Here is a 20,205-nt window from a genome sequence, read left to right on the forward strand (position 1 = left end):
TAGCTCTTACCAATTACATGCATAGCGACCGCCCAGGGTTTTCCTGCACGGCCGCTACTCTAATTTAAGGCTAGTTGAGCTTCGGCAGACGCTTCTGATCCGCTAGCACCTTGCCGATAATGATAGCTGCGTCGGAACGAAGCAGCTGCGATTGCGGCTCGAACACATAGCCTTTCTTCTTGTCATTCGCATCGACTGGCGAGCCTTGAATATAGCCTTTCTTGGCTATGGCCAGGACAGAAGACTTGGCGTAGTAGCTAATATCACCGTAATCCTTGAAGATCTTCTGCAGCCCTTTATCGATCTTCACCGGATCCGTCTCGAGCTTCAGCTCAAGCGCACGGGCTAGAATAACAGCAGCTTCTGCACGTGACAGATTTGTGGATGGCTCGAACGCACGCGGCTGCGTACCGCGAATGATACCGTTCCTAGCTGCTGTCTCAATGTAGCTGTAGTCCCACAGCGCATCTTGGTTAATGATCGGCGGCACATCGTCGAAGTGCGGCTTGCTTAGCTCATAGTTGAGCGGAATCTCCAGACCCTTCACAACCATCCGGGCGAATTCACCACGGCTTGTGAACAAATCGGCACCGAAATCATCGAAATTAGCAGCGTTCATGACACCCTTCGAGAAGATCGCTTCCATATAATTGCGTGCGTATGGATGATTCGTTACGTCAGCGAATGAATAGACCATCTTGCCAACAACATAGTATCCGAACTGATCGAACGGAACCGTGATCGTATTCTTCTTCGTATCTACGACTCCGCCCAGGTTAACCCAGAACTTGTTCTTCACATCATAGCGGAAGACGGACACGATCGTTCCGATTCCATCTCTCATGCTTGGGTCATAGGAAAGGGTAAGCGTACCACGCTTGGATGCAACCAGCTCCCGGTCATCCGGACGCTCGTCGTACGTTGGAATCTTGGTATTGTTCGGACCCTTCGCCCCTGGATATTGATAAGGGTCTACACCCTGCGTAAGCGGGTCGTAACCTGGCGTAGACAAATCATCCGCTAAGCCCGAGTCGATCCAGAAGACAGGACTGGACTTCGTAAACCGGGTCGGGAACGATACTCTAAAGCGCGTACCGAAGTTTTGCATGATCAGGTCAAAGCCTGCAGGCGGGTTATCATACTCGCGGCGATCTACCACACCGTCTTCCGGGTTAGCGATCGCAAACATCAGCTTATGACCGGTAAAGACTTGGCCCTTGAATTCGCTAGGGACATTATAATCGCGACGAATCAGCGAAGTTCCTTTCGGGAACGTCAGCGTGAGCGCACCGTCGAACACCTTGTTGCTGTTCTTCATTTCCTCGAGCAGCTGTGCGCCAGGAATAGAAGTCGGTGTATAGGTAATTTCGAAAAAGTTCGTAACCTTATCGGTTCCACTTTCAATGGTAAAGCTGATTTTATTCTTGCCCGGCTTAAGACCGGATACGGTAGCCTTAAATGCGTGAGGGTAGTCTACCCCGTCTTGAATAACGCCGTCGTTGTTATAGTCGTACTCATATTTATCTGCGACTTGCTTGTTGATCGTCACCTTGTTGGCGCCTTTGGCATTGATAATCACGTCAACAAAGTTCTTGTTTACAATAGCTTCGGCCGGCAGATACGGACGCAAGATTTTGTAAGGCAATACGGTTGGGTCTACTTCCAGGCGATAGGTAGCTTTCGGACCTGTCTCCCCGCTGTTGTAAACATTAAACACATAGACGCTTGAGCTGCCGTCTGCAGTCAGCTCTTGACGCTTTAATATGAAGGAGAACGATTCGGTCTTCACATCATACCTGACAACCAAATCGCCCGTAATGCTGCCTGATGCCGGGTACATTCCCAACACCGTATCGCCATCGACGACCTGGAAAGTGTCGGAGAGCTTCCAAACAATATCGTTTGTAAGCGTTGATCCGGTAATCTTGAAGATGTAGTCATCTGCTTGACGCGTACCGCTAGTGCCTGGGGTCAGCAGACGAGTCATATTGCTGTTCACTTCACTCAGCGATCTCCCCAAGTCGATAAAATCGAATGTACCGAAGATGTTCATATACGGTTCGGTTGTCGTAAAGATCGCGCCCTGTTTAGGGAATTTCGGGTCATTGGGAATCGGCTTCGGATCCGTCACCGTATCTTGATAGGTGAAAGGATAGACACCGGCGGATTCTACCGGTATGACAGGTAGATTTGTTGGAATCAGATTAACCTTAACAGCTTTCTCGTAATAGGTCTTCGAGCCTTGGAAGACGAGCTTAATAATATTCTCGCCGCTGAACATCGCATCCAATGCTTCATCCGCCAAATCTGCCTTCAGCTTGAAGCGCGTGTCGTTCGCGCCGTTAATCGGTACCAATTCAAAAGGTTTGTTATTGATGTAGAAATAGACCGTTCTTGGTCCTACTGTTGCGTCGTAACGTATTTCACTCGTGTTGTTAATGTTCTGCAATTCACCTTCAAACAGACCCAGCTTGGACTTCTCGTCCGCAGGCGTAGGTGCGGCGGAATCAAAGATAATATCTTTGATTCGATCTCCCGTTGTTCTCGTTGTGTCGTCATAGATCGTCATGCCGTCGTACATCTTCGTATAGTTGACATACGGCCCGTACAGCAGCGTGAATGTAGCCTGGGAAATAACACTGTTCGTGTTCAAGTTCATCAAGATCGTTTGCGTGCCTTCAAAAGGCATCTTGGCGAATTCAAGAACGACACGCTGGAACGTTTGCGCTTCACCATTAATGATCTTTGTAATTCTATCTTGTACCAATGGTTTCACTGCGGGCGCGGGAACCGGATTGGCACTAATGTTGGATGCATTCTTAATATCGGTGACCGTTACAACACTATTCGTAGTTGTAGGATTGGCAATCAACACTTCAATCCCGACAGGCAGACCATGAAGGTTCTTCCCGTTCAAAGATACGCCCTCAATACCTTCATAGTTATCCGACTTGTAACCTGGCAAATAATTAATTTGGCTAATGAAAGGCTTGTTTTTATCACGGAGAGTAAAGAAAAGCGCGTCTGTACCCTCGTCTGTTGGCGTCAGATTATTGTGGATATTCTCTTCATTGCGAGTTGTGAGCTTGATATTATAGAGCTCGTCCATCGCATAACTGCCGACCGGACCTAGATCTACTCGGTACTCATAGGTGAAGAACTTATCGTTAACAGCCGGATTGCCCAAGACCTTCACATACGTGATATTACCCGAAATATTATTAAATGCAGAATCAGATACTTTCTTACTATAAGCCATAAAGCCAAGCAGCGTATCCGGATTTCCGCCAAGACTTGGAATCGGATTAGGGTGAGGCTTAATAGTAGGATCGCCCGGATCCGCATATGGGCTATTCGGCACGATAACCTTACCTGTTAATGTCAAATTACTGCCTGCAGACACAGCAAAGTTAGGGCTGCGCTCAATCGAAGCGGAGTTTGAGGTTCCATCTTCATTAATGTTGACATCAAAGAAAGTAACGCTGCCATTATAGAAAGCAATGTCTCTCGTCGTCTCGATCACTTGCGTTCCATTCGAAATCTTAATCGTAACGAGATTCTTGCCCTTCTGGAGCGTAATTGGCGATGCCGCGAACGTGTTATTGTTCGTATTGTTAACCGAGTACGTCTTGCTGCTTCCGTTAACAATGATCGTCACCTGCTGCGCGTTCGGCGCTTTACCGGTGATGCTAATATCGGCACTGCCTTTGCCTCTGGAGGTCTGGGATTGGACGACTGTCGTGCCGTCTTCTACAACAGGGAAGTTATTGCCGTCGAGCGATGCCGTCAAATCATACAGCATCGGTCCATTCCGGTAATCGACATAGATGGAGTTTGACACTTCTCCACCGCTTTGCGTACCCTTGAACGTAATTTTATTCAGTCCCGGGAACAACTGAATGTTGAAAATTTGAATTGCGAACCCGTTCACCGAAACGTTGCTGGTGAGGTTCTCCCGTTTGTTGCCCACTTCTTCCGTGGCCGGGTTTATGATCTGATACACATTATAGGAAATAGACTTCGGATCGACATTGCTAAGTGTACCCGACAAGGTGATACGTTCATCTGTTGTCACTCTTGGCGAGCTTATAACGTCGCTTTCGCCCGGGAAATTGAAATTCCCCACGGCCGCTGTCGCCGTCTGCACACTGCCCGCAGGCAGCAGTTGAACGACTAATGCCAGCATTACGAGCCACATACCCAGTTTCTTAATCACGGTAAACCTCCTCCAAATCTGGTCCATCATCGAATTTTGTTGTATTGCTTTTATCGGCCTCGGATTGGTAAAAGTTTAGGCTTACAGCAGATTTGAAAGAGGAAATGCATGCCCCTGCTTGCGGTAACGAAAAAAGCCCCGACTCCATGTAGGAGCCGAGGCTTACGTCGCAGACATATAATAATATTTATTCCGAGCGCTGCTGGGTTCGCAGCAATACGCGCTGCAGGAAGTTAAGAACGGGACGCCGCGTCTTGTCCACAATGCCGATAAACTCGGCGCCGATCTGGAGCACGAACAAGAGCACGCAGATGACGGCGAAGGTAATCCAATTGGCCGCATCCGATTGGACGATAACCGCTTGGAAGATCGCGCACAGACCGAAGAATGCAGCGATACCGTAGATGATCAGCACCGTGCGGCGATGGCTGTAACCAAGCTCCCGCAAGCAATGGTGCAGATGGCCCTTGTCGGGCGCGAAGATCGGACGCTTGTTGATCCAGCGGCGCACGATCGCGAAGAACGTATCCGACAGCGGTACGCCGATGATCAGGAGCGGCGTTACGAACGATACCATCGTAACCTGCTTGAAGCCGAGCATGGAGAGCGTCGCCAGCCCGAAGCCTAAGAACAGCGAGCCCGTATCCCCCATGAAGATCTTCGCAGGATGGAAGTTATAGACCAGGAAGCCGATAACCCCGCCAAGAAGAATGGCGCTAAGCAGAATGACGGGAGTAAAGCCCATAAATATGGCCATGACGAGTATGGTGCCAATCGCGATACCGGACACGCCTGCCGCGAGGCCATCCAGTCCGTCGATCAGGTTAATCGCATTCGTGACGCCGACGATCCAGAGAATCGTCAATGGAATGCTGATCCATGATGCAACAGGCTGCATTGTCTCGCCGAATGGAATATTCAGCAGGTCGATCTTAATGCCGAAGCCGAATACGACCACGCATGCGGCAATAATCTGGCCCAGAAGCTTCACCTTCGCCGATAGCTCGAAGCGGTCGTCCAGAGCGCCGATAATGACGATAATCGTTCCGCCCGCCAGCATGGCATTGATCAGATTGTTGTCATAATTCCGAAGCAGCCCCTCCGGCAGGAAAGGCTTGATGGCGAAGTAACCGCCCACGAAAGCAGCATATATGCCTAAACCGCCAAGCCGCGGCATGATTTTCGTATGAACTTTACGGTGATTGGGCTTGTCGATCGCCCCCACCTTGTACGCCAGCTTGATGACAAGCGGGGTTAAAACAAGCGCAAGACATAATGAAATGATAAATCCGATTGCGTAAAGAAAGCCAACAGCCATCTTCATCTCCCTCTCATGTTAGGAACCGGGATGCTTCCGCATTCGACCTTGTCGTACACAAAAAGGCCGAAAAACAATCCGATTCGCTACCTGTGACAGTATAATTGGGACTAAAATGGAACATCCGCCTAAAACAAACTATCACCGGAATGAATTATACTCCGATTTAATTCGAAACTCCACTCTCATTTTCAAGCAATTTTTGCGATATACCCGAAAATTTCATGTGGAAGGACGATGTTTCGTGACATTCTCTTTATCGCGCATCACTTTCACTGCGAATTTCGGCAGCGCAAGCATCCGCTTGTAACGCGTCGGCTGCTTTATCAGCCGGTAAAACCATTCCAGCCGCAGCCGCTGAAAAACGACCGGAGCACGCTTGACGACGCCGGCAATGACGTCAAAGCTTCCGCCGACGCCCATCATGATAGGCACGTCCAAAGCTGACTTATGACGGGACAACCAAGGCTCCTGCGTCTCGACGGACCGGGCGACGAAGAGCAAATCCGGCTTGGTCTCACGCACTTGAGCGATGACCTCTTCGTCCTGCTCCGGTCCGAAGAAGCCGTTCCGGTAACCTGCGATCGTGATTCGCGGATACTGCTGCTTCAGACGCTTGGCGGTTTCTTCGATAACCTCCTGCGAGGATCCGAGCAGGAACACCCGCCAGCCCCGCGTCTCGCCTGCACGCAGCAGCTCATGCATGAGATCGTAACCCGCAACCCGCTCCGCTACCGGCTGCCCCACGCGGGAGGCCGCCCATACGACGCCGGTTCCATCCGGAACGACCAGCTCCGCCGCCCTCATCGCCTGGTCATAGACGGGATTCTCGATCGCGGCCATAACCATGATGGGATTGCCTGTAATGACGTGAGTTAGAATGCGATTGTCCACGCGCTCCGTCAAGAAGCGAACCGTATCGGCCATATTCAATTTCGAGAAAGGGATGCCATAGATCGATACGGTCGGAATTCCGGCGTCAGCGGCCGCTCTTACCGGCGCTTCGCCGTTTGTTTGACGCTTGGAAGTGGACTGGCTCATTTACGTATTTCACCTCAATTTGTATTAACGAAGCAGATGGACGATTTGTTGCGCAGGCCTGCGCGCTTCCTGCTTCAATTGTTCGATCCCCGCCCGGTGCGTTTCCAGCCACTCGCCGCGATGATCCAGGAGACGGGATGCCTCGGAGGCGAATACCTCGGGATCCAGCGACTCCGTCGTACCGACGGGCTTCAGATCCAGCCGGTTAAGGAACTGGTCGATCTTCGGATCGTAAGACAGCCCCAGCATCGGCACCGATTGATTAGCGGCATAAATTAACGCATGGAGCCTCATGCCGAACAGCAAGTCGCACCGGCTCACCTCCAGCAGCATTCGCTGGGGGTTGTCGCCTGACTCGGCGAGCTCGGCCGTAATGCCGGGGGCCAGCTCGCCGAGCTGCCCGATCACCCATTTCGACGCTTCCACGTCCGATGGGGTGTGAAAGGGCAAGAACCGCAGCCTTACCGCCCGGCTGCGGGCCAGCGCGCCAAGCGCGGCGGCTGCGCGCGCCAGGTCGGCCCCATCTTTGCGCCAATGGCGCAAAGACACGCCGACCAGCGGCGCCTGCGCCGCTTCGCCCGGCGCCAAGCCGCCTGCGGCGGCCGGCCCCGCGGCTGCGCCCGCGGCACCGCCGCCCCCTGCCGTGCCGGCTTCGCCCGGCGCCGGCAGCGGCAACCCCATCACCGGATCGGGTACAACCTCGATCCGGCCTTGCTCCACGCCCATCCGCCCCAACAAGGCGGCGGATTCGGCGTCTCGCACGGACACGTACGCGCTGCGGCGCATAACGCCGCGGATCAACCGGTCCATCCACCGCCGGTTCACCGGCCCGATGCCTTGCGCGTACACGAACGTCGGCTTGCGCAGCAGCTGCGCGAGCCGCAGGATGCCCGTGTAATACGGGATCGTCAGCGCACCTGTCGCATCCTGCAGCAGACTGCCGCCGCCGCTGATGAGCCCGTCGCTGCTGCGGATGGCCTTGATCACATCCGGCAGACGCATACGGTGTGCGGACTCGACGCCGTACATCTCGCTCGTCCAGGCCGGATCGATCGACAAGACGATCGGCTCGATCCGGATGCCTGTACTTGCGCCCTCTTCCGCAAGAGCGGTAAGAACAGACTTCAAGACCGCCTCATCGCCGCTGTTGCGGAATCCATAATAACCGGAGACGACTACGCGCCGGACTTGAAACTGTGCTGCACCTTCAGCGCGATGCGCGATAGCCATCGATTCCAAACCCCTTCCAGTACCTGCCATACCGCAATGAACACCAGTCCGATAATCGCGCCCATTCCGAGACCGAGAGCCACGCGAATGAGTGAAATGTAGAGCGGCGTGTGAATATGGGCAAGCGTGTCAACCATCGACAGCTGGCCGATTGAGCCTACGATAAAGAATACCCACGCCGCGCGGTAGCGAAGCGCCAGGAACAGCCCGAACAGGAATAACGGATGCGACAGCATAAATTCCTTGAAGCGCGGCCGCACGCCGAACGTCGATTCGAGAATGTTGCGGAAGACCAGCTCCAGCTGAGAAGCTTGTCCTTCATTGCCGGTCCGGGACAGATAGTACATGCCCACGACACCGAGCACGGCCGCTATGACGACCCACAGCACGGTAATTTGCATCGTGAGCAGCTTGCGAAGATTGCCGATCACGGAATCGCCGGTATACAGGAATACATACAGCGCGGATAAAGCGATCGGCGCCAGATGAAGCAGACTGACTCCGCGGAACTGCTCCAGTACAAGCGAATACGTAATATTGTTCAACAGTCCGAATACGTATGGAGTCCCTAGCATCGAGATGACAGCGGTCATGGCAAAGATCGAGAGCGCCATGGCCAAGCGGCGTCCTGCCGATAGACCTGGGAAGAACCATCTCATCCCCCCCGCCGGTGTCTCGCCCGCTCCCCCTATCGGACGCAAATGTCCGGTTGTGTGGGCTTTTACGCGGCCAACAGCCCATATAATCCCAAGTGTCGGCGCACTGATGGCTGCGCCCAGCGCAAGTCCTTGCTCCAGCATCGGCTTCGAGACCACATACAGTCCGGCACTGCCGATAAGCCCCAGCAGGAACACCGGAATGGCGGTGCCGGGCAAGAATGCACTGATTAACAGGGCAATGAGCGCAACCGCCCCAAGACAAATGATCGCCTTCAGCGGCTTATGCCAGGATGGCGAAGTATGTTCGAACGGCTCCGCCTGGCCCATCGTGAACCCAAGCCCTTCAAGCTTCGCTACCGCGCCTTCCGGCCCTTTCAACGCTTCATAAATATTGTTCAGCGGGTGCACCACAGACGCCTTCTCGCTGTTGCGGGACGGTGCCGCCTTCAGGAAGAACATCCGGATGTTTCGGTCCTTGGCAGCCAGCTGGAACCGGTCGGATATCGCCTCCGGACTCATGGTCGCCGCATCGCCGTCAGGCAGCGAATACAGCCGGACGACATTGTAATCCGACAGATAAGCAAGTGAATTCATGCCCTTCTGCTGCTTAGAATTCTCGATTGTTACGATTCCAATACCATATTCCTTCAGAAGCGAAGCAAAGCCGGCGATGCTCTTCTTCTCAGGGTTATCGCGGTAGCCCTTGACGGCATTGCCTTCAAACAGGATCCGCTGCACACCCATCTCCTTATAATCAGAAAGCAGCTTCTCCGTTTCCTCCTGATCGTAGGCCATCCGGTCAGACAGACGGAGCACGATAGACAGTCCTTTGTCGCGAATCTTCTGGACCGATAGCGGATCCGGATCCATCGGCTTGAGGAGCGCATTCGCCGTTGGTGTTTCCAGCACTAGCCCGGAACGCCCTTCGAAGCTCCAAGGCCGAACGGGAATGTCCCAGCCCTCGAACGTTGCCTCGATCATCGGGCGCAGTGCGGTTTCTTCTTCTTTACCCGCGAACAAGATATAGGTGAAATTTTCATCGCCAGGAATTGGCTCGCCGGTAAGCTCGCTGGCGCTCTCGGTATCGTAGACCGAGAGGCGGCCCGACCATATCATCTCTTCCAGCGTGCTCTCGTACACAGCCATAGAGTGAACGCCAGCTTCCTTCATATTCGTTAGCTGCTCGTCGATGAACGCCTTCGGATGCGCTTGATAGGACGCCACCTGGACGAGCGCGCGATAATCGAAGACGAACTCCACTTTCTTCGCCGTTTCTTCCATTTGCCAGCGCGTTGCGCCTAGCGGCAGAGCCGCCAGGACGCCCACGAGGGTCAGCACCCACATCAATGCCCGCGCCTTACGATTCCATTGCTGCCAAGATTGTTGCACGCCTTCCACTCCTTAAGCCTAGTTGTCGACCCTTTTCATAACCGCCTGCGTCAGGCGTTTGATCGCCGCAGCCGCTTCGCTCTGCGATGTGCCGCAAACGGCAAAATATACTTTGATCTTTGGTTCCGTCCCTGACGGACGCAAACAGAACCACGATCCATCCGCCAGCATAAACTTCAGCACATTCTCCGGAGGCAGCCCATCCAACCCGGGTGCGTAGTCGAGAACCTTCTCGACCTTCACGCCGTCCACCTCGGACGGCGGGCTGCTCCGCCAATCGTTCATAATAGAAGCAATTTGCTGTACGCCGTCGATTCCTTTCAGCGTTCTGGATTCCAAGTGTTCCATATAAGTGCCGAACTGTGCATACAATTCTTGAAGGATGTCGTACAGCGTCTTGCCTTGGCTCTTATAATAAGCAGCCGCTTCCGCAATGAGCATCGAAGCGATTACCGCATCCTTGTCGCGAGCGTAAGTCCCTGCCAGATAGCCGTAGCTTTCTTCGTAACCGAATAGAAAGCTCTTCTCGCCCGTTTGGGCGTACGCCGTCATTTTTTCCCCGATGTATTTGAAGCCCGTCAAGGTGTTGACCACGTCTACTCCGTAATGACGGGCAATATCCGCCCCCATCTCGCTGGTAACGATCGTCTTCACGACGACCCCATTGCCGGGCAGCTGACCGCGTTCCTGCAGCGTGCTCAGGAAGTAGTGGACCATAATGGCGCCGGATTGGTTGCCGGAGAGCACGAAGTAGCTGCCTTCGTTGTCGCGCACGACCGCGCCCATCCGGTCGCAGTCCGGATCCGTACCGATAATGATGTCGGCACCGATTTCTTCGCCAAGCTTCATCGCGAGCGTGAAGGCTTCGCGCTCCTCGGGATTCGGCGATTTCACAGTGCTGAAATAGCCGTCAGGCTGCTCTTGCTCCGCAACAATATGTACGTTCGTGAAACCAGCCTGCTTCAATACGCGGCGTACCGGCATATTCCCCGCGCCGTGCAGTGGTGTGAACACGACCGAGAATTTTTCGCCCAGGCCGCTCTTGAGCAGATCGCCGTTCAAGCTTTGCTGTACAACGGTATCCACATACTGCTGATCCGCCTCATCATCCAGCCAGCGCAGCAGGCCTCTGCCTTCCGCTTCCTCACGGCAGATCCGCTTCACTTGATCGAAGCCCGATACCTGCTGTATTGCGCTAATTGCCTGCTCCGCATCGGCGGGAACAAGCTGGCCGCCATCCGCGCCATATACCTTGTAACCATTGTACTCCGGCGGGTTGTGGCTCGCCGTGATGACGATGCCCCCTGCGGCGCCCAGCGCGCGTACCGCGAACGACAGCTGCGGAGTGGGCCGCAGCGACGGGAACAAATAAGTCGTGATGCCGTTAGCCGCCAGCACCAGCGCTGAATCAAGCGCAAATTCCGGCGAGTTGTTCCGCGAATCATGCGCGATGACAACCGATGGGCTTGCGCTCTTCCCGTTTAGCCAGTTCGCCAAGCCTTGCGTCGCCTTCCCTACCGTATAGGGATTCATCCGATTCGTGCCTGCGCCCATAACGCCGCGCAATCCGCCCGTCCCGAATTCCAAATCCCGATAGAAACGGTCCTCGATTTCTTTTGCGTTGCCTGCCAGAGCGGACAGTTCGTCCTTCGTAGCTTTATCGATCGATGGATCGTTCAGCCATGCTTCATAACGTTCTTGTGCGGTTAGAGTCATAGTTCCTTACCGTCCTCTCCAGTTCTGTCTTGTTTCCTAATAAATATATATCAAGTTAGATGTTTACGTATCCTTATGCTTTCTTAGGGTCAGACAAGGCGAACATGATTTCGCCTTCCGCCACGACTTTGTCTCCAACCTTCGCCGTAGCCTGGCCTTTGCCAATCGGCCCCTTCAAGCGCGTAATCTCCACTTCAAGGATGAGGGTGTCGCCCGGCGTTACCTGCCCGCGGAAGCGGAAATTATCGATTCCGGCGAAGAAGCCGATTTTTCCCCGGTTCGCTTCAACCATTAAGATGGCGACGGTCCCGACCTGTGCCAGCGCTTCCACAATAAGAACGCCCGGCATGACCGCATATTCCGGGAAGTGACCGGCGAAGAAGGGCTCATTCATCGTAACGTTCTTAAGGCCTACGGCGCGCTTCCCTTCTTCTACCTCCAGAATTCGGTCAACGAGCAAAAATGGCGGACGGTGAGGTATAATTTCTTGAATTTGTTGAATATCGAGCATCGATGCATACTTCCTTTCATGATTCACGTTTAATTTTCATTCAATTGTGCCACACTAGACCATATCCTTCGTGAAACTGCAGTCATGGGGGTTAAGATAAGGGAGCTTGGCCGAAAGAGACGAAAAGCGTCGACGGCCAAGCTTCTTCTTTTTGTTATCGCCTTATCCTCTGCCTCTCGTCCCCCGCTTCCGGCTATCCCCCTAGGCAGCCTAAGCTTGATGCGTATCGTCCCGGGCTTGCTCCTCTTCCATCCGCTGCGCGGCGGCTTCATCGGTCCACTCTTCTCTGTTAAGCGCAACGAACAGGAATATGTAGATAAACGTGGTAATAAACGAAAAAATGATGACCCCCCATAGATAGGTACGGGCAAAAGGAAGCTCGAAGAAAATGAACATGATGGCAAAATAATAAAGCACCGTCGTTAATTTGCCCATCCAATTCGCCGGCACCGTCTTCTTCCCCCGAAAATGGAAAAATGCCGATCCGGCAATCATGCCTAAATCCCGTATGAAAATCGCCGCGCCTGCGCTCCACGGTATATGTCCCGTAATTAACAGCGACAAAATAACCGTGATCATCATCGTTTTGTCGGCGAGCGGATCCAGCATGGCACCTACGGTTGTCACCTGACCGTGCTTGCGTGCCAAGTATCCGTCCAATATATCTGTCAGACCGGCGACAACGACGATGACGAAGGCCCCGATCAATTGTCCCGATGCAAAGACAGAGATATAGACGGGGATGAGCGCGAATCGCAGCATCGTGAGCAAATTCGGCAGATTCAACTGTCACGCCCCCCCAACCTTTTCTATTGTTTCTCTAAGGATGACGCCGCAAAGTTCCTCAATCATTATACCTCTACGTATGCAAAAATAAAACCACTTGCAGCTTCATAAACCCGTGTATCCCCCCCGACCTGGGTCCTGTTTATGCAAAATAAATGGGCGTCTTTTTCCACATGTCTTCAATTTTAGCGGATGGATACCGTTAATAACAGAAGGAGAAGAAATCACAAGAAGCTGGAGGTAACCTAAAAACTATGATAAGTAGACCGACGTCTTCACCGGCACGGACGCTGCGCGCCGCGCTTGCTGCAGGACTTGCACTTGTTCTGATGTTGTCCGCCATGTCCGGAGCAGCCATCGCTGCCGAAGAAACCGTAACCGGCATAGCCTTCGAGACTGTGCCGTCGCCCGCCAAGCTGTATATCGATGACGAGACCATGGCACTGCGCGTCAATGCTGCGATCTCAGGCGCAACATCCGTTAAAGACGTGACTCTCGATGCGGTTTGGACATCTTCCAATACCTCTGCCATCAAAGTTGACAAAGGCGTGCTCACAGCCGTCTCGAAAGGCACCTCGACAATCAGGGCCCAATATAAAGGTTTCACCGTATCTGTTATCATGACATCCGAATACAAATACGACAAGATTACCATGAAGTCGGACGGTGCGGCCTTGGAAGACAAAGAGGAGGTCAAACTCGGCCAAGATCCGAGCTACACCTTGACCGCCACCAAGGACGACGTCGACAGCGAAATTACGAAGCTTGCTTCATGGACCAGCTCCAATGAAGCGGTCGCGACGGTTTCAGAAGGCAAGATTACGCTGCTGGCTGCGGGGGAAACGACGATTACGGCCAAATATAGAGGAAGAAGCGATTCGGTTAAGCTGAAAGTAACTTCACCTTATAAGAAGCTGACGATCTCGCCCCGCAGCTTGATGGAATTCGAAATCGGCAACGCGGCCAAGTCTGTTACGGTATCGGCCGAGCTGATTGACGGCGGCACAGACCAATCGCTGACGGATAAGGTAACGTGGCTAAGCGCGAACTCCGCCGTCGCAACCGTTGAGAAAGGCGTCGTCACGCCGGTGGGCGCCGGAACGACAACCATCACGGCGGATTATCTTGGCGTAAGCGATTCATTCACGGTCGTCGTCCGCCCGCCTTTCGAAGCGATGCGCATTAGTCCCGATCAAGCACAGCATATCCTTCTGAAGGATAAGGGCACTGGCATTCAGTTCAAGGTTGAAGTGCTCGACCCTCCGGCAGAAGCGGAGGATGTAACGTCATCCGCTACCTGGACATCGGATAACGTATTCGCCGCTACGGTAAGCGATACCGGCCTCGTAACGCCTAAGGCTGTCGGCAAAACAACGATTAAAGCGGAATACAAAGGACTCAGCCGTCAAGTCGTCGTAAACGTCTACCCGACCGTCTCGAAGCTTGAAGCGGCCAAAGACAAAGTCGAAGTGTTTGTGGACGATAATATTACGCTGCCTAAAGTAAATGCAACTTCCCTTACCGATGAGATTGTGGATGTCTCCGATCTCGTCACCTGGACGAGCAACGACAACTCGGTTGTCCGTCTGGAGAAGGACAAATGGGTCGCCAAGAAGGTCGGCACCGCCGTCCTGACCGCCGAAATTGACGGGGAGACGGTAACCGTCAAGGTCGCTGTCAATGAGAAGCCATTGATTCTAATTCCGGAAGTAACGGATATGTCCATCGTAATCGGCCAGGAAGTGAAGCTTCCTAAGATTACCGTAACCTATGAGAGCGGCAACGAAGAAGACGTGAGCAGCCTGGTTACATGGAAGACGACCTCCACCAACATTCTTGTTAAAGCGCCGAACGTTAGAGGCCTCGTCAAAACAAGCGCTACGTTGACGGCCACTTATCTGGGCAAGTCCACGACCGTCCGCGTGACCGTGGAAGAAGAGATTACGAAGATCTATGTAGAGGCGAATTCACTGCTGCTGAACCCTGGACGTTCCAAGTCCATTAAAGTGACGGGCGTATACAAAAGCGGCAAATCGGTTTCCCTTGGATCCAAGATGAATTGGACCATCGATCCGGATACGCTCGCTACCGTCAAGGGAGCCACTGTCAAGGCGTTAGAGGAAGGGACCGGCAAGCTGACCGGCAGCTATCAAGGCAAAGTCGTTCAAATTGCTCTCATCGTGAAGCAGAAGCTGAAGAAGCTGACCGCTTCGGATAAATCGCTCCAGCTCGCGATCGGCGGCACCGGCACATTCAAGATCACCGGCGAATACGAGAACGGACGCCTGATCGACGCCACGAAGAGCGCCGTGTGGACCTCATCCAAGGCTTCTGTCGTTAAAGTGGAAGGCGGTGTCGTAACGGCCGTCGCCAAAGGCACTGCGACCATTAAAGCGGTGTTCGAAGGCAAGAGCATCACGATGCGCGTCACGGTAAAGTAACTCCTCCGGAATAGTTGTAAATCGGCCGACAGATATTACTGTGGGCCGATTTTTTTTGGGCCTGCGAGCAGGAGCCCTATACAAAGCATGAGGAGGCTGACCGCATGGCCAACCTCCTCTTCCTAAGAAAAAAAAGCAGGAGTCAAGGGCTGTCCCTCTTCTCCCGCAATAATTATGAATCCGCAAATACGAGGTCATACATATGTCTCCATGTCGACCATTCGAACACTTCGCTTCCAGGCTGCTTGCCTATAACGGAGAAACCGATATAAAGACCGCCTACAACTGCAAGTAGACAGAGCAGCGGAACGATGCTTTTGCGAAGCAGCCAAAGGAAGACGCGCAGCGCCGGATTGCGCTTGACCCGGACTTCGCTCTTGCCGGGCTGTTCCTTGTCGGCCTTTCGCTGCTGCGGAGCGCCGGTACTCTTATAGGAAGATGAAGCTCCCTGCAAGCCGGTACGTTCAGCAGCGGTCAATCCTTCCAGCGCTGCGGCCGTTTCTTTCTTCGTTTCCATCATGCTCCACTCATTTCTTACCCGCGCAGGCTGTTGGCCAGTCCCAGCATCGTATCGCTCGAGGACAGCGCTCTTGAACTCAACTGATAGGCACGCTGCACGTTAATCAATTCCGTCATCTCATTGGCCAAGTTGACGTTGGATTGTTCTAAATAGCCTTGCCGGATCGAGATGTCGTTATCCGCGGCAGCTGTTACCGTCCGAAGAACGTCCGCCACATTCATGCCATCTGCCACCGTATATAAATTGTCTGCCACTTGCGAAAGAAGAGCAGGCTTCAACGCTTGCACCAGCTTGATCTGGCCAAGCGCAACCGCCCCTGCCGCCGTCTCGCCGACTAGACTTCCGTCCGCATCGATTCGCAGCGATTGAACCTCGCTCGGAATTTCAATCCGGTTGCCGTCTACGTCGGAAATCGCATAACCATCCTTCGTCGTGAGGAAGGAGGAGCCCGTATTGTCCATCGTTAACTGAAGAGCCCCGTTCCGCGTGTAAGCACGCGTGCCCGCAGTATCCGTTATGACTTCGAGAAGCGCATCGCCGGTAATCGCCACGTCGTACTGCTCATCCGTCTGCTTCAGCGGTCCCTGGGCAAGATCCGGCTGAATCATGCCAAGCCTTGCGCCCCAGCCCTGATTGAACCCTAGCGGCGTCAATCGGCCGGGCTGCGAGAAGCCGCTCGGCTGCTGTGTCTTCGTGGACAGCAGATCCTCGAAGGAGGCTTCCTTACGTTTATATCCTACCGTATTTGCGTTCGCAATGTTATCCGCCAGCAGGTCCAATTTTTGCTGCAGGCTGTTCATGGATACCATCGCGTTGATCATTGAGCCATTCATGCGGCGGCCTCCTTAAGTTATACGCGTCCGATCTCATTGACCGCTTTGTCCAAGCTGCGGTCATAGAACTGAACCACTTTCTGATTCGCTTCATAAGCTCGCAATGCCGACATCAGGTCGATCATCGATTGGGCGGAATCGACGTTAGAGCGCTCAATATACCCTTGGCGCACTTCAACGCGGTCTCCCGCTGCGATGGCCCGTGCCGTATTGGGATCCCCCATCAAACGGAACTTGCCGTCGCCCTCCCGAACAAGGTCGTTGGGATTATCCACTCGCGTAATAAGGAGCTGGCCCACTATCGCTCCTGTCCGCGAGTCTGCCAATTGGCGATTTGCCGTGATTGTCACCTGATCCAGCGATACATTCGCGGGAAGCTGAATCGGAGTGCCGCCTTGACCAAGCACCTGCGAGCCGTCGCCTGTAATCAGGAAGCCCTGCGTATCCAGAGAGAACTTGCCCCCGCGCGTATAGCGGGTTTCTCCGGCAGCGTCCCGAACCGTGAAGAAAGCCTGGGGCCGGAAGGTCGTCTGTCCGTCCGGCGCGACGTACTTCCCGGATGAATCGAACGCCATCCCCGGCACTTCGATATCGGAAATAATGGCAAAATCGGAGGAGCGATTCGTCTGTGTCAAATCCCCTTGAAGCTGGATCGACAGACTTTCTTCGGCGAACACGCCCGTATTGACATGCCCGACTGTTCCGCCCTGTCCCTCTTCCACACCTGTAAGCGAGAGCAGCATCTCCGGAAAGGAGCGCGTCACCGCATTGGCTTGCTTGAATCCGGGCGTATTCAGGTTCGCAATATTATTCGTTACGGTATCATGACGGTGCTGCTGGGCAATCATGCCCGCGGCAGCCGTATAAAGACCTCTCAGCATGGAGCCGACCTCCTGAGGATTAACCCTTATGGTATAGTTCTATCGTATATATCGGCATCCATATTGAAGAGCTGAATAGATTGGCCATGCGTCTTTAGACCCATTTGCGCTTCGGCACGCCCCCCTATTAAGCGTCCTACCTGCACAAATAACAAGAGACGATTGCTCTTGACGTCTTCGCTGAGCTTGTCCCTTATTGCGGCTCCCTTGGCTTAACGCTTGCGGGGAGACCGGTCCAGATGATCCAGCAGCAGGCCTGTCCCCTTCACGACGCAATGCATCGGATTCTCCGCAATGAGCACAGGGACCTTCAGCTCTTCCGCAAGCAGCGCGTCCAGCCCGTCCAACAGTGCGCCGCCGCCTGTCAGAATAACGCCGCGGTCGATAATATCCGCCGACAGCTCCGGCGGCGTACGCTCCAGAACCGACTTAGCCGCCGACACAATCGTGATCACGGATTCCCACAGCGCTTCTCGCACTTCGTCGGAATGGATCGTCATGGTCAGCGGCAAGCCGGATACCATGTCCCGGCCGCGGATGTCCATTTCGTCTCTGCGGCCGCTCTGGTATACGGTACCGATTTTGATTTTGATATCTTCGCTCGTGCGTTCCCCGATCAACAGCTTATACTTATTCTTGATGTACTTCATAATCGCGGAGTCGAATTTATCGCCCGCTACTTTAATAGAAGAGGCGGTAACGACGTCGCCCATGGAAAGCACGGCTACGTCCGTCGTCCCCCCGCCGATATCGACGACCATATTTCCGCTTGGCTGATAAATGTCCATTCCTGCGCCGATTGCAGCCGCTTTCGGTTCTTCCTCCAGAAAGACGTCTTTTGCCCCGCTTCGCTCGGCCGCTTCACGGATGGCCTTCTGCTCGACCGACGTAATATTGGTCGGCGCGCAGATCAGGATGCGTGGACGGCTATACCACGAGCGTCCGCCTACCCGATCGATGAACGCTTTGAGCATAATTTCCGTGATTTCGAAATCGGCGATAACGCCGTCGCGAAGCGGCCGGATTGCGATGATATTCCCTGGCGTACGTCCTACCATGCGGTGGGCCTCTTCTCCTACGGCCAGCACGCGCTTGGTTTCGCTTTCGATCGCGACGACCGAAGGCTCATCCAGAACGATACCCTTTCCTTTCACATGAATGGACACATTAGCCGTGCCTAAATCGATCCCGATATCCTTACTAAACATAAGTCGTAAGTCCCCCAAAGCGAATAGTAGTCGATCCAAAACTGATATCGTACAGTATTCGCTAATTCGAACGAAAATCCTCTATTTTTGTTGAAAAAATCGCTTACGATTTAGCGGCTGCCAGCACTTCGCGTTTGCGGCCCGTGCTCTTCTTATATTTTATTTTCGTCGCTTCTCCTCCCCTCAGGTGCCGGATCGATTTGTGGTATTCCAGTATATGTTTAACCTGGTCTGCCAAATCGGGATTTATTTCCGGCAATCGCTCGGTTAAATCCTTGTGCACCGTGCTTTTGGATACACCAAATTCTTTGGCGATCGTTCGAACCGTATGCTTTGTCTCGACGATACAACGGCCGATTTTTATGGTCCGCTCTTTGATGTAATCGTGCACGCTCCCGCCTCCCTACTCGAGATAGTTTGGTACATTATATGAGGGGTACGGGTATATATTCTTTGTGTCCAAGCGTGACAAGCCCAGTTGTGCAAATATTTTCAAAAAAGACCGCTGAAAAATAAAAAAAGGCAGGGATTTCCCTGCCTTTCCAAAACTTTATTGTGGGAGCTCGTCTGCTGTCTACTGCTCCAAAAGCGTATTCGGGTTAATCGAAGTGCCGTTCTGGCGAACCTCGAAGTGAAGATGGTTGCCATATTCCTTCTCGATCTCGCTGCGGCCGGATTTCCCGATCAGGGAACCCTGTTTCACTTCTTCGTTAACCTTCACCTGTACTTCGCTCAAGCTTTGATACACCGTGACGATACCGTCCGCATGCTTAATCTCGATGACATTGCCGTTAATCGGGTGCTTGTCAACGACGATGACGCGTCCGCTAAGCGCGGCTACGACGTCGAATGGCTTCTCGTCGGCGCTCGTCAGATCCAGACCCGTATGAGGCGTAAAGGTGTTGCCCGTTTGGACCATCGCCGCCTGGCGCTCTTCGTTCGATGCGGTTGCTTCATAGAAAGGCGTTGCTACGGTCAGCTCGCTGCGGTTGACCACCGGCCATTGCAGCGTCTCGTTGGAAGATGCGACTTCGAGCGTGTCGTCGACAGGAGTTTCAAGCGCGACTTCATCGGTACCTTCGGTGATTTCGAGGCTGTCGTTGCCGGCTGTCGTAGGTGTCTCTTCCGTTCCCCGATAGATCCACATTAAGGTTACGATGATTGCTGCCGCGGCCACGAATGCTGCTGGTGCCACCCATTTTTTCGACAGCAGCTTTCTCCATGCAGAAGGTTTGACGGCAGTTCCTCCCATTGCAGTTTTGGGAGATTCTTCTTTCAGCTTTGGTTTGTTTTGATCATTCATTGTTTGATCACCTCACTAGCCATTGTTGCCACAACCTAGCAGTTTATACGTGAGGATTCGGATTTTTTAAGATTGCAAGTTTCATGCTCTATGATTGGATCCGCTAGACCGGGAATTTGAAGCCTCACGGACTCTAGCAAGCTCTCCAGAAAC

Annotated in this window: 15 protein-coding genes; 1 reads left to right on the top strand and 14 read right to left on the bottom strand. The window is 53.4% G+C overall.

The genetic code is table 11. The features are described from left to right. Nucleotides 1–70: 70 nt before the first annotated feature. The 8 genes from L1F29_RS31895 to L1F29_RS31930 form a co-directional block, all read right to left on the bottom strand. A complete protein-coding gene (locus tag L1F29_RS31895) occupies nt 71–4,216 on the bottom strand; it encodes an S-layer homology domain-containing protein (protein ID WP_258385988.1) in 4,146 nt (1,381 codons plus the stop codon). Between the two features lie 187 nt (nt 4,217–4,403). Beyond that, a complete protein-coding gene (locus L1F29_RS31900; protein ID WP_258385989.1) occupies nt 4,404–5,534 on the bottom strand; it encodes a glycosyltransferase family 4 protein in 1,131 nt (376 codons plus the stop codon). 222 nt (nt 5,535–5,756) lie between these two features. Next, nucleotides 5,757–6,461 (bottom strand): WecB/TagA/CpsF family glycosyltransferase, encoded by a 705-nt coding sequence (locus L1F29_RS31905; RefSeq protein ID WP_258389872.1) that lies wholly within the window; start codon nt 6,459–6,461, stop codon nt 5,757–5,759. A gap of 138 nt (nt 6,462–6,599) precedes the next feature. Next, nucleotides 6,600–7,805, bottom strand: coding sequence for a polysaccharide pyruvyl transferase CsaB (csaB, locus tag L1F29_RS31910; RefSeq protein ID WP_258385990.1), 1,206 nt, complete (start codon nt 7,803–7,805; stop codon nt 6,600–6,602). Then, complete coding sequence (locus L1F29_RS31915) at nt 7,751–9,853, bottom strand: DUF5693 family protein (RefSeq protein WP_258385991.1); 2,103 nt, start codon at nt 9,851–9,853, stop codon at nt 7,751–7,753. Before L1F29_RS31915 ends, csaB begins: the two co-directional genes overlap by 55 nt. A gap of 18 nt (nt 9,854–9,871) precedes the next feature. Continuing rightward, nucleotides 9,872–11,569, bottom strand: coding sequence for a phospho-sugar mutase (locus tag L1F29_RS31920; protein WP_258385992.1), 1,698 nt, complete (start codon nt 11,567–11,569; stop codon nt 9,872–9,874). A gap of 73 nt (nt 11,570–11,642) precedes the next feature. Continuing rightward, the gene (gene fabZ, locus L1F29_RS31925; RefSeq protein ID WP_258385993.1) at nt 11,643–12,080 is read right to left on the bottom strand and encodes a 3-hydroxyacyl-ACP dehydratase FabZ; all 438 of its coding nucleotides are present in this window, start codon (nt 12,078–12,080) and stop codon (nt 11,643–11,645) included. A 210-nt stretch (nt 12,081–12,290) separates the two neighbouring features. Beyond that, nucleotides 12,291–12,866, bottom strand: coding sequence for a CDP-alcohol phosphatidyltransferase family protein (locus L1F29_RS31930; RefSeq protein ID WP_258385994.1), 576 nt, complete (start codon nt 12,864–12,866; stop codon nt 12,291–12,293). 254 nt (nt 12,867–13,120) lie between these two features. On the opposite strand from L1F29_RS31930, the gene L1F29_RS31935 reads away from it, so the two are divergent. Beyond that, nucleotides 13,121–15,307, top strand: coding sequence for an Ig-like domain-containing protein (locus tag L1F29_RS31935; protein ID WP_258385995.1), 2,187 nt, complete (start codon nt 13,121–13,123; stop codon nt 15,305–15,307). A gap of 172 nt (nt 15,308–15,479) precedes the next feature. Here L1F29_RS31935 and L1F29_RS31940 read toward each other — a convergent pair whose 3' ends face one another. From L1F29_RS31940 to L1F29_RS31965, 6 genes are all read right to left on the bottom strand, one after another. Then, complete coding sequence (locus L1F29_RS31940) at nt 15,480–15,824, bottom strand: DNA-directed RNA polymerase subunit beta (RefSeq protein WP_258385996.1); 345 nt, start codon at nt 15,822–15,824, stop codon at nt 15,480–15,482. A gap of 17 nt (nt 15,825–15,841) precedes the next feature. Continuing rightward, the gene (locus L1F29_RS31945; protein WP_258385997.1) at nt 15,842–16,660 is read right to left on the bottom strand and encodes a flagellar hook-basal body protein; all 819 of its coding nucleotides are present in this window, start codon (nt 16,658–16,660) and stop codon (nt 15,842–15,844) included. Nucleotides 16,661–16,677: 17 nt separating this feature from the next. Beyond that, complete coding sequence (locus tag L1F29_RS31950; RefSeq protein ID WP_258385998.1) at nt 16,678–17,541, bottom strand: flagellar hook-basal body protein; 864 nt, start codon at nt 17,539–17,541, stop codon at nt 16,678–16,680. A gap of 212 nt (nt 17,542–17,753) precedes the next feature. Then, nucleotides 17,754–18,749, bottom strand: coding sequence for a rod shape-determining protein MreB (mreB, locus tag L1F29_RS31955; protein ID WP_258385999.1), 996 nt, complete (start codon nt 18,747–18,749; stop codon nt 17,754–17,756). A 103-nt stretch (nt 18,750–18,852) separates the two neighbouring features. Continuing rightward, nucleotides 18,853–19,140, bottom strand: coding sequence for a sporulation transcriptional regulator SpoIIID (spoIIID, locus tag L1F29_RS31960; protein ID WP_125663688.1), 288 nt, complete (start codon nt 19,138–19,140; stop codon nt 18,853–18,855). A 183-nt stretch (nt 19,141–19,323) separates the two neighbouring features. Continuing rightward, nucleotides 19,324–20,052 carry a M23 family metallopeptidase gene (locus tag L1F29_RS31965; protein ID WP_258386000.1) on the bottom strand — a complete coding sequence of 243 codons (729 nt, stop codon included), beginning with the start codon at nt 20,050–20,052 and terminating at the stop codon, nt 19,324–19,326. Nucleotides 20,053–20,205 lie beyond the last annotated feature (153 nt).

It is taken from the genome of Paenibacillus spongiae, assembly GCF_024734895.1.
Taxonomy (GTDB): Bacteria; Bacillota; Bacilli; order Paenibacillales; family Paenibacillaceae; genus Paenibacillus_Z; species Paenibacillus_Z spongiae.

Excerpts from the sequence above, each read along its gene's own strand:
- L1F29_RS31900 (WP_258385989.1), bottom strand. The coding sequence starts at position 5,534 with ATGGCTGTTGGCTTTCTTTACGCAATCGGATTTATCATTTCATTATGT.
- L1F29_RS31905 (WP_258389872.1), bottom strand. The coding sequence starts at position 6,461 with ATGGCCGATACGGTTCGCTTCTTGACGGAGCGCGTGGACAATCGCATT.
- csaB (WP_258385990.1), bottom strand. The coding sequence starts at position 7,805 with ATGGCTATCGCGCATCGCGCTGAAGGTGCAGCACAGTTTCAAGTCCGG.
- L1F29_RS31920 (WP_258385992.1), bottom strand. The coding sequence starts at position 11,569 with ATGACTCTAACCGCACAAGAACGTTATGAAGCATGGCTGAACGATCCA.
- fabZ (WP_258385993.1), bottom strand. The coding sequence starts at position 12,080 with ATGCTCGATATTCAACAAATTCAAGAAATTATACCTCACCGTCCGCCA.
- L1F29_RS31935 (WP_258385995.1), top strand. The coding sequence starts at position 13,121 with ATGATAAGTAGACCGACGTCTTCACCGGCACGGACGCTGCGCGCCGCG.
- L1F29_RS31940 (WP_258385996.1), bottom strand. The coding sequence starts at position 15,824 with ATGGAAACGAAGAAAGAAACGGCCGCAGCGCTGGAAGGATTGACCGCT.
- L1F29_RS31945 (WP_258385997.1), bottom strand. The coding sequence starts at position 16,660 with ATGAATGGCTCAATGATCAACGCGATGGTATCCATGAACAGCCTGCAG.
- L1F29_RS31950 (WP_258385998.1), bottom strand. The coding sequence starts at position 17,541 with ATGCTGAGAGGTCTTTATACGGCTGCCGCGGGCATGATTGCCCAGCAG.
- mreB (WP_258385999.1), bottom strand. The coding sequence starts at position 18,749 with ATGTTTAGTAAGGATATCGGGATCGATTTAGGCACGGCTAATGTGTCC.
- L1F29_RS31965 (WP_258386000.1), bottom strand. The coding sequence starts at position 20,052 with ATGAATGATCAAAACAAACCAAAGCTGAAAGAAGAATCTCCCAAAACT.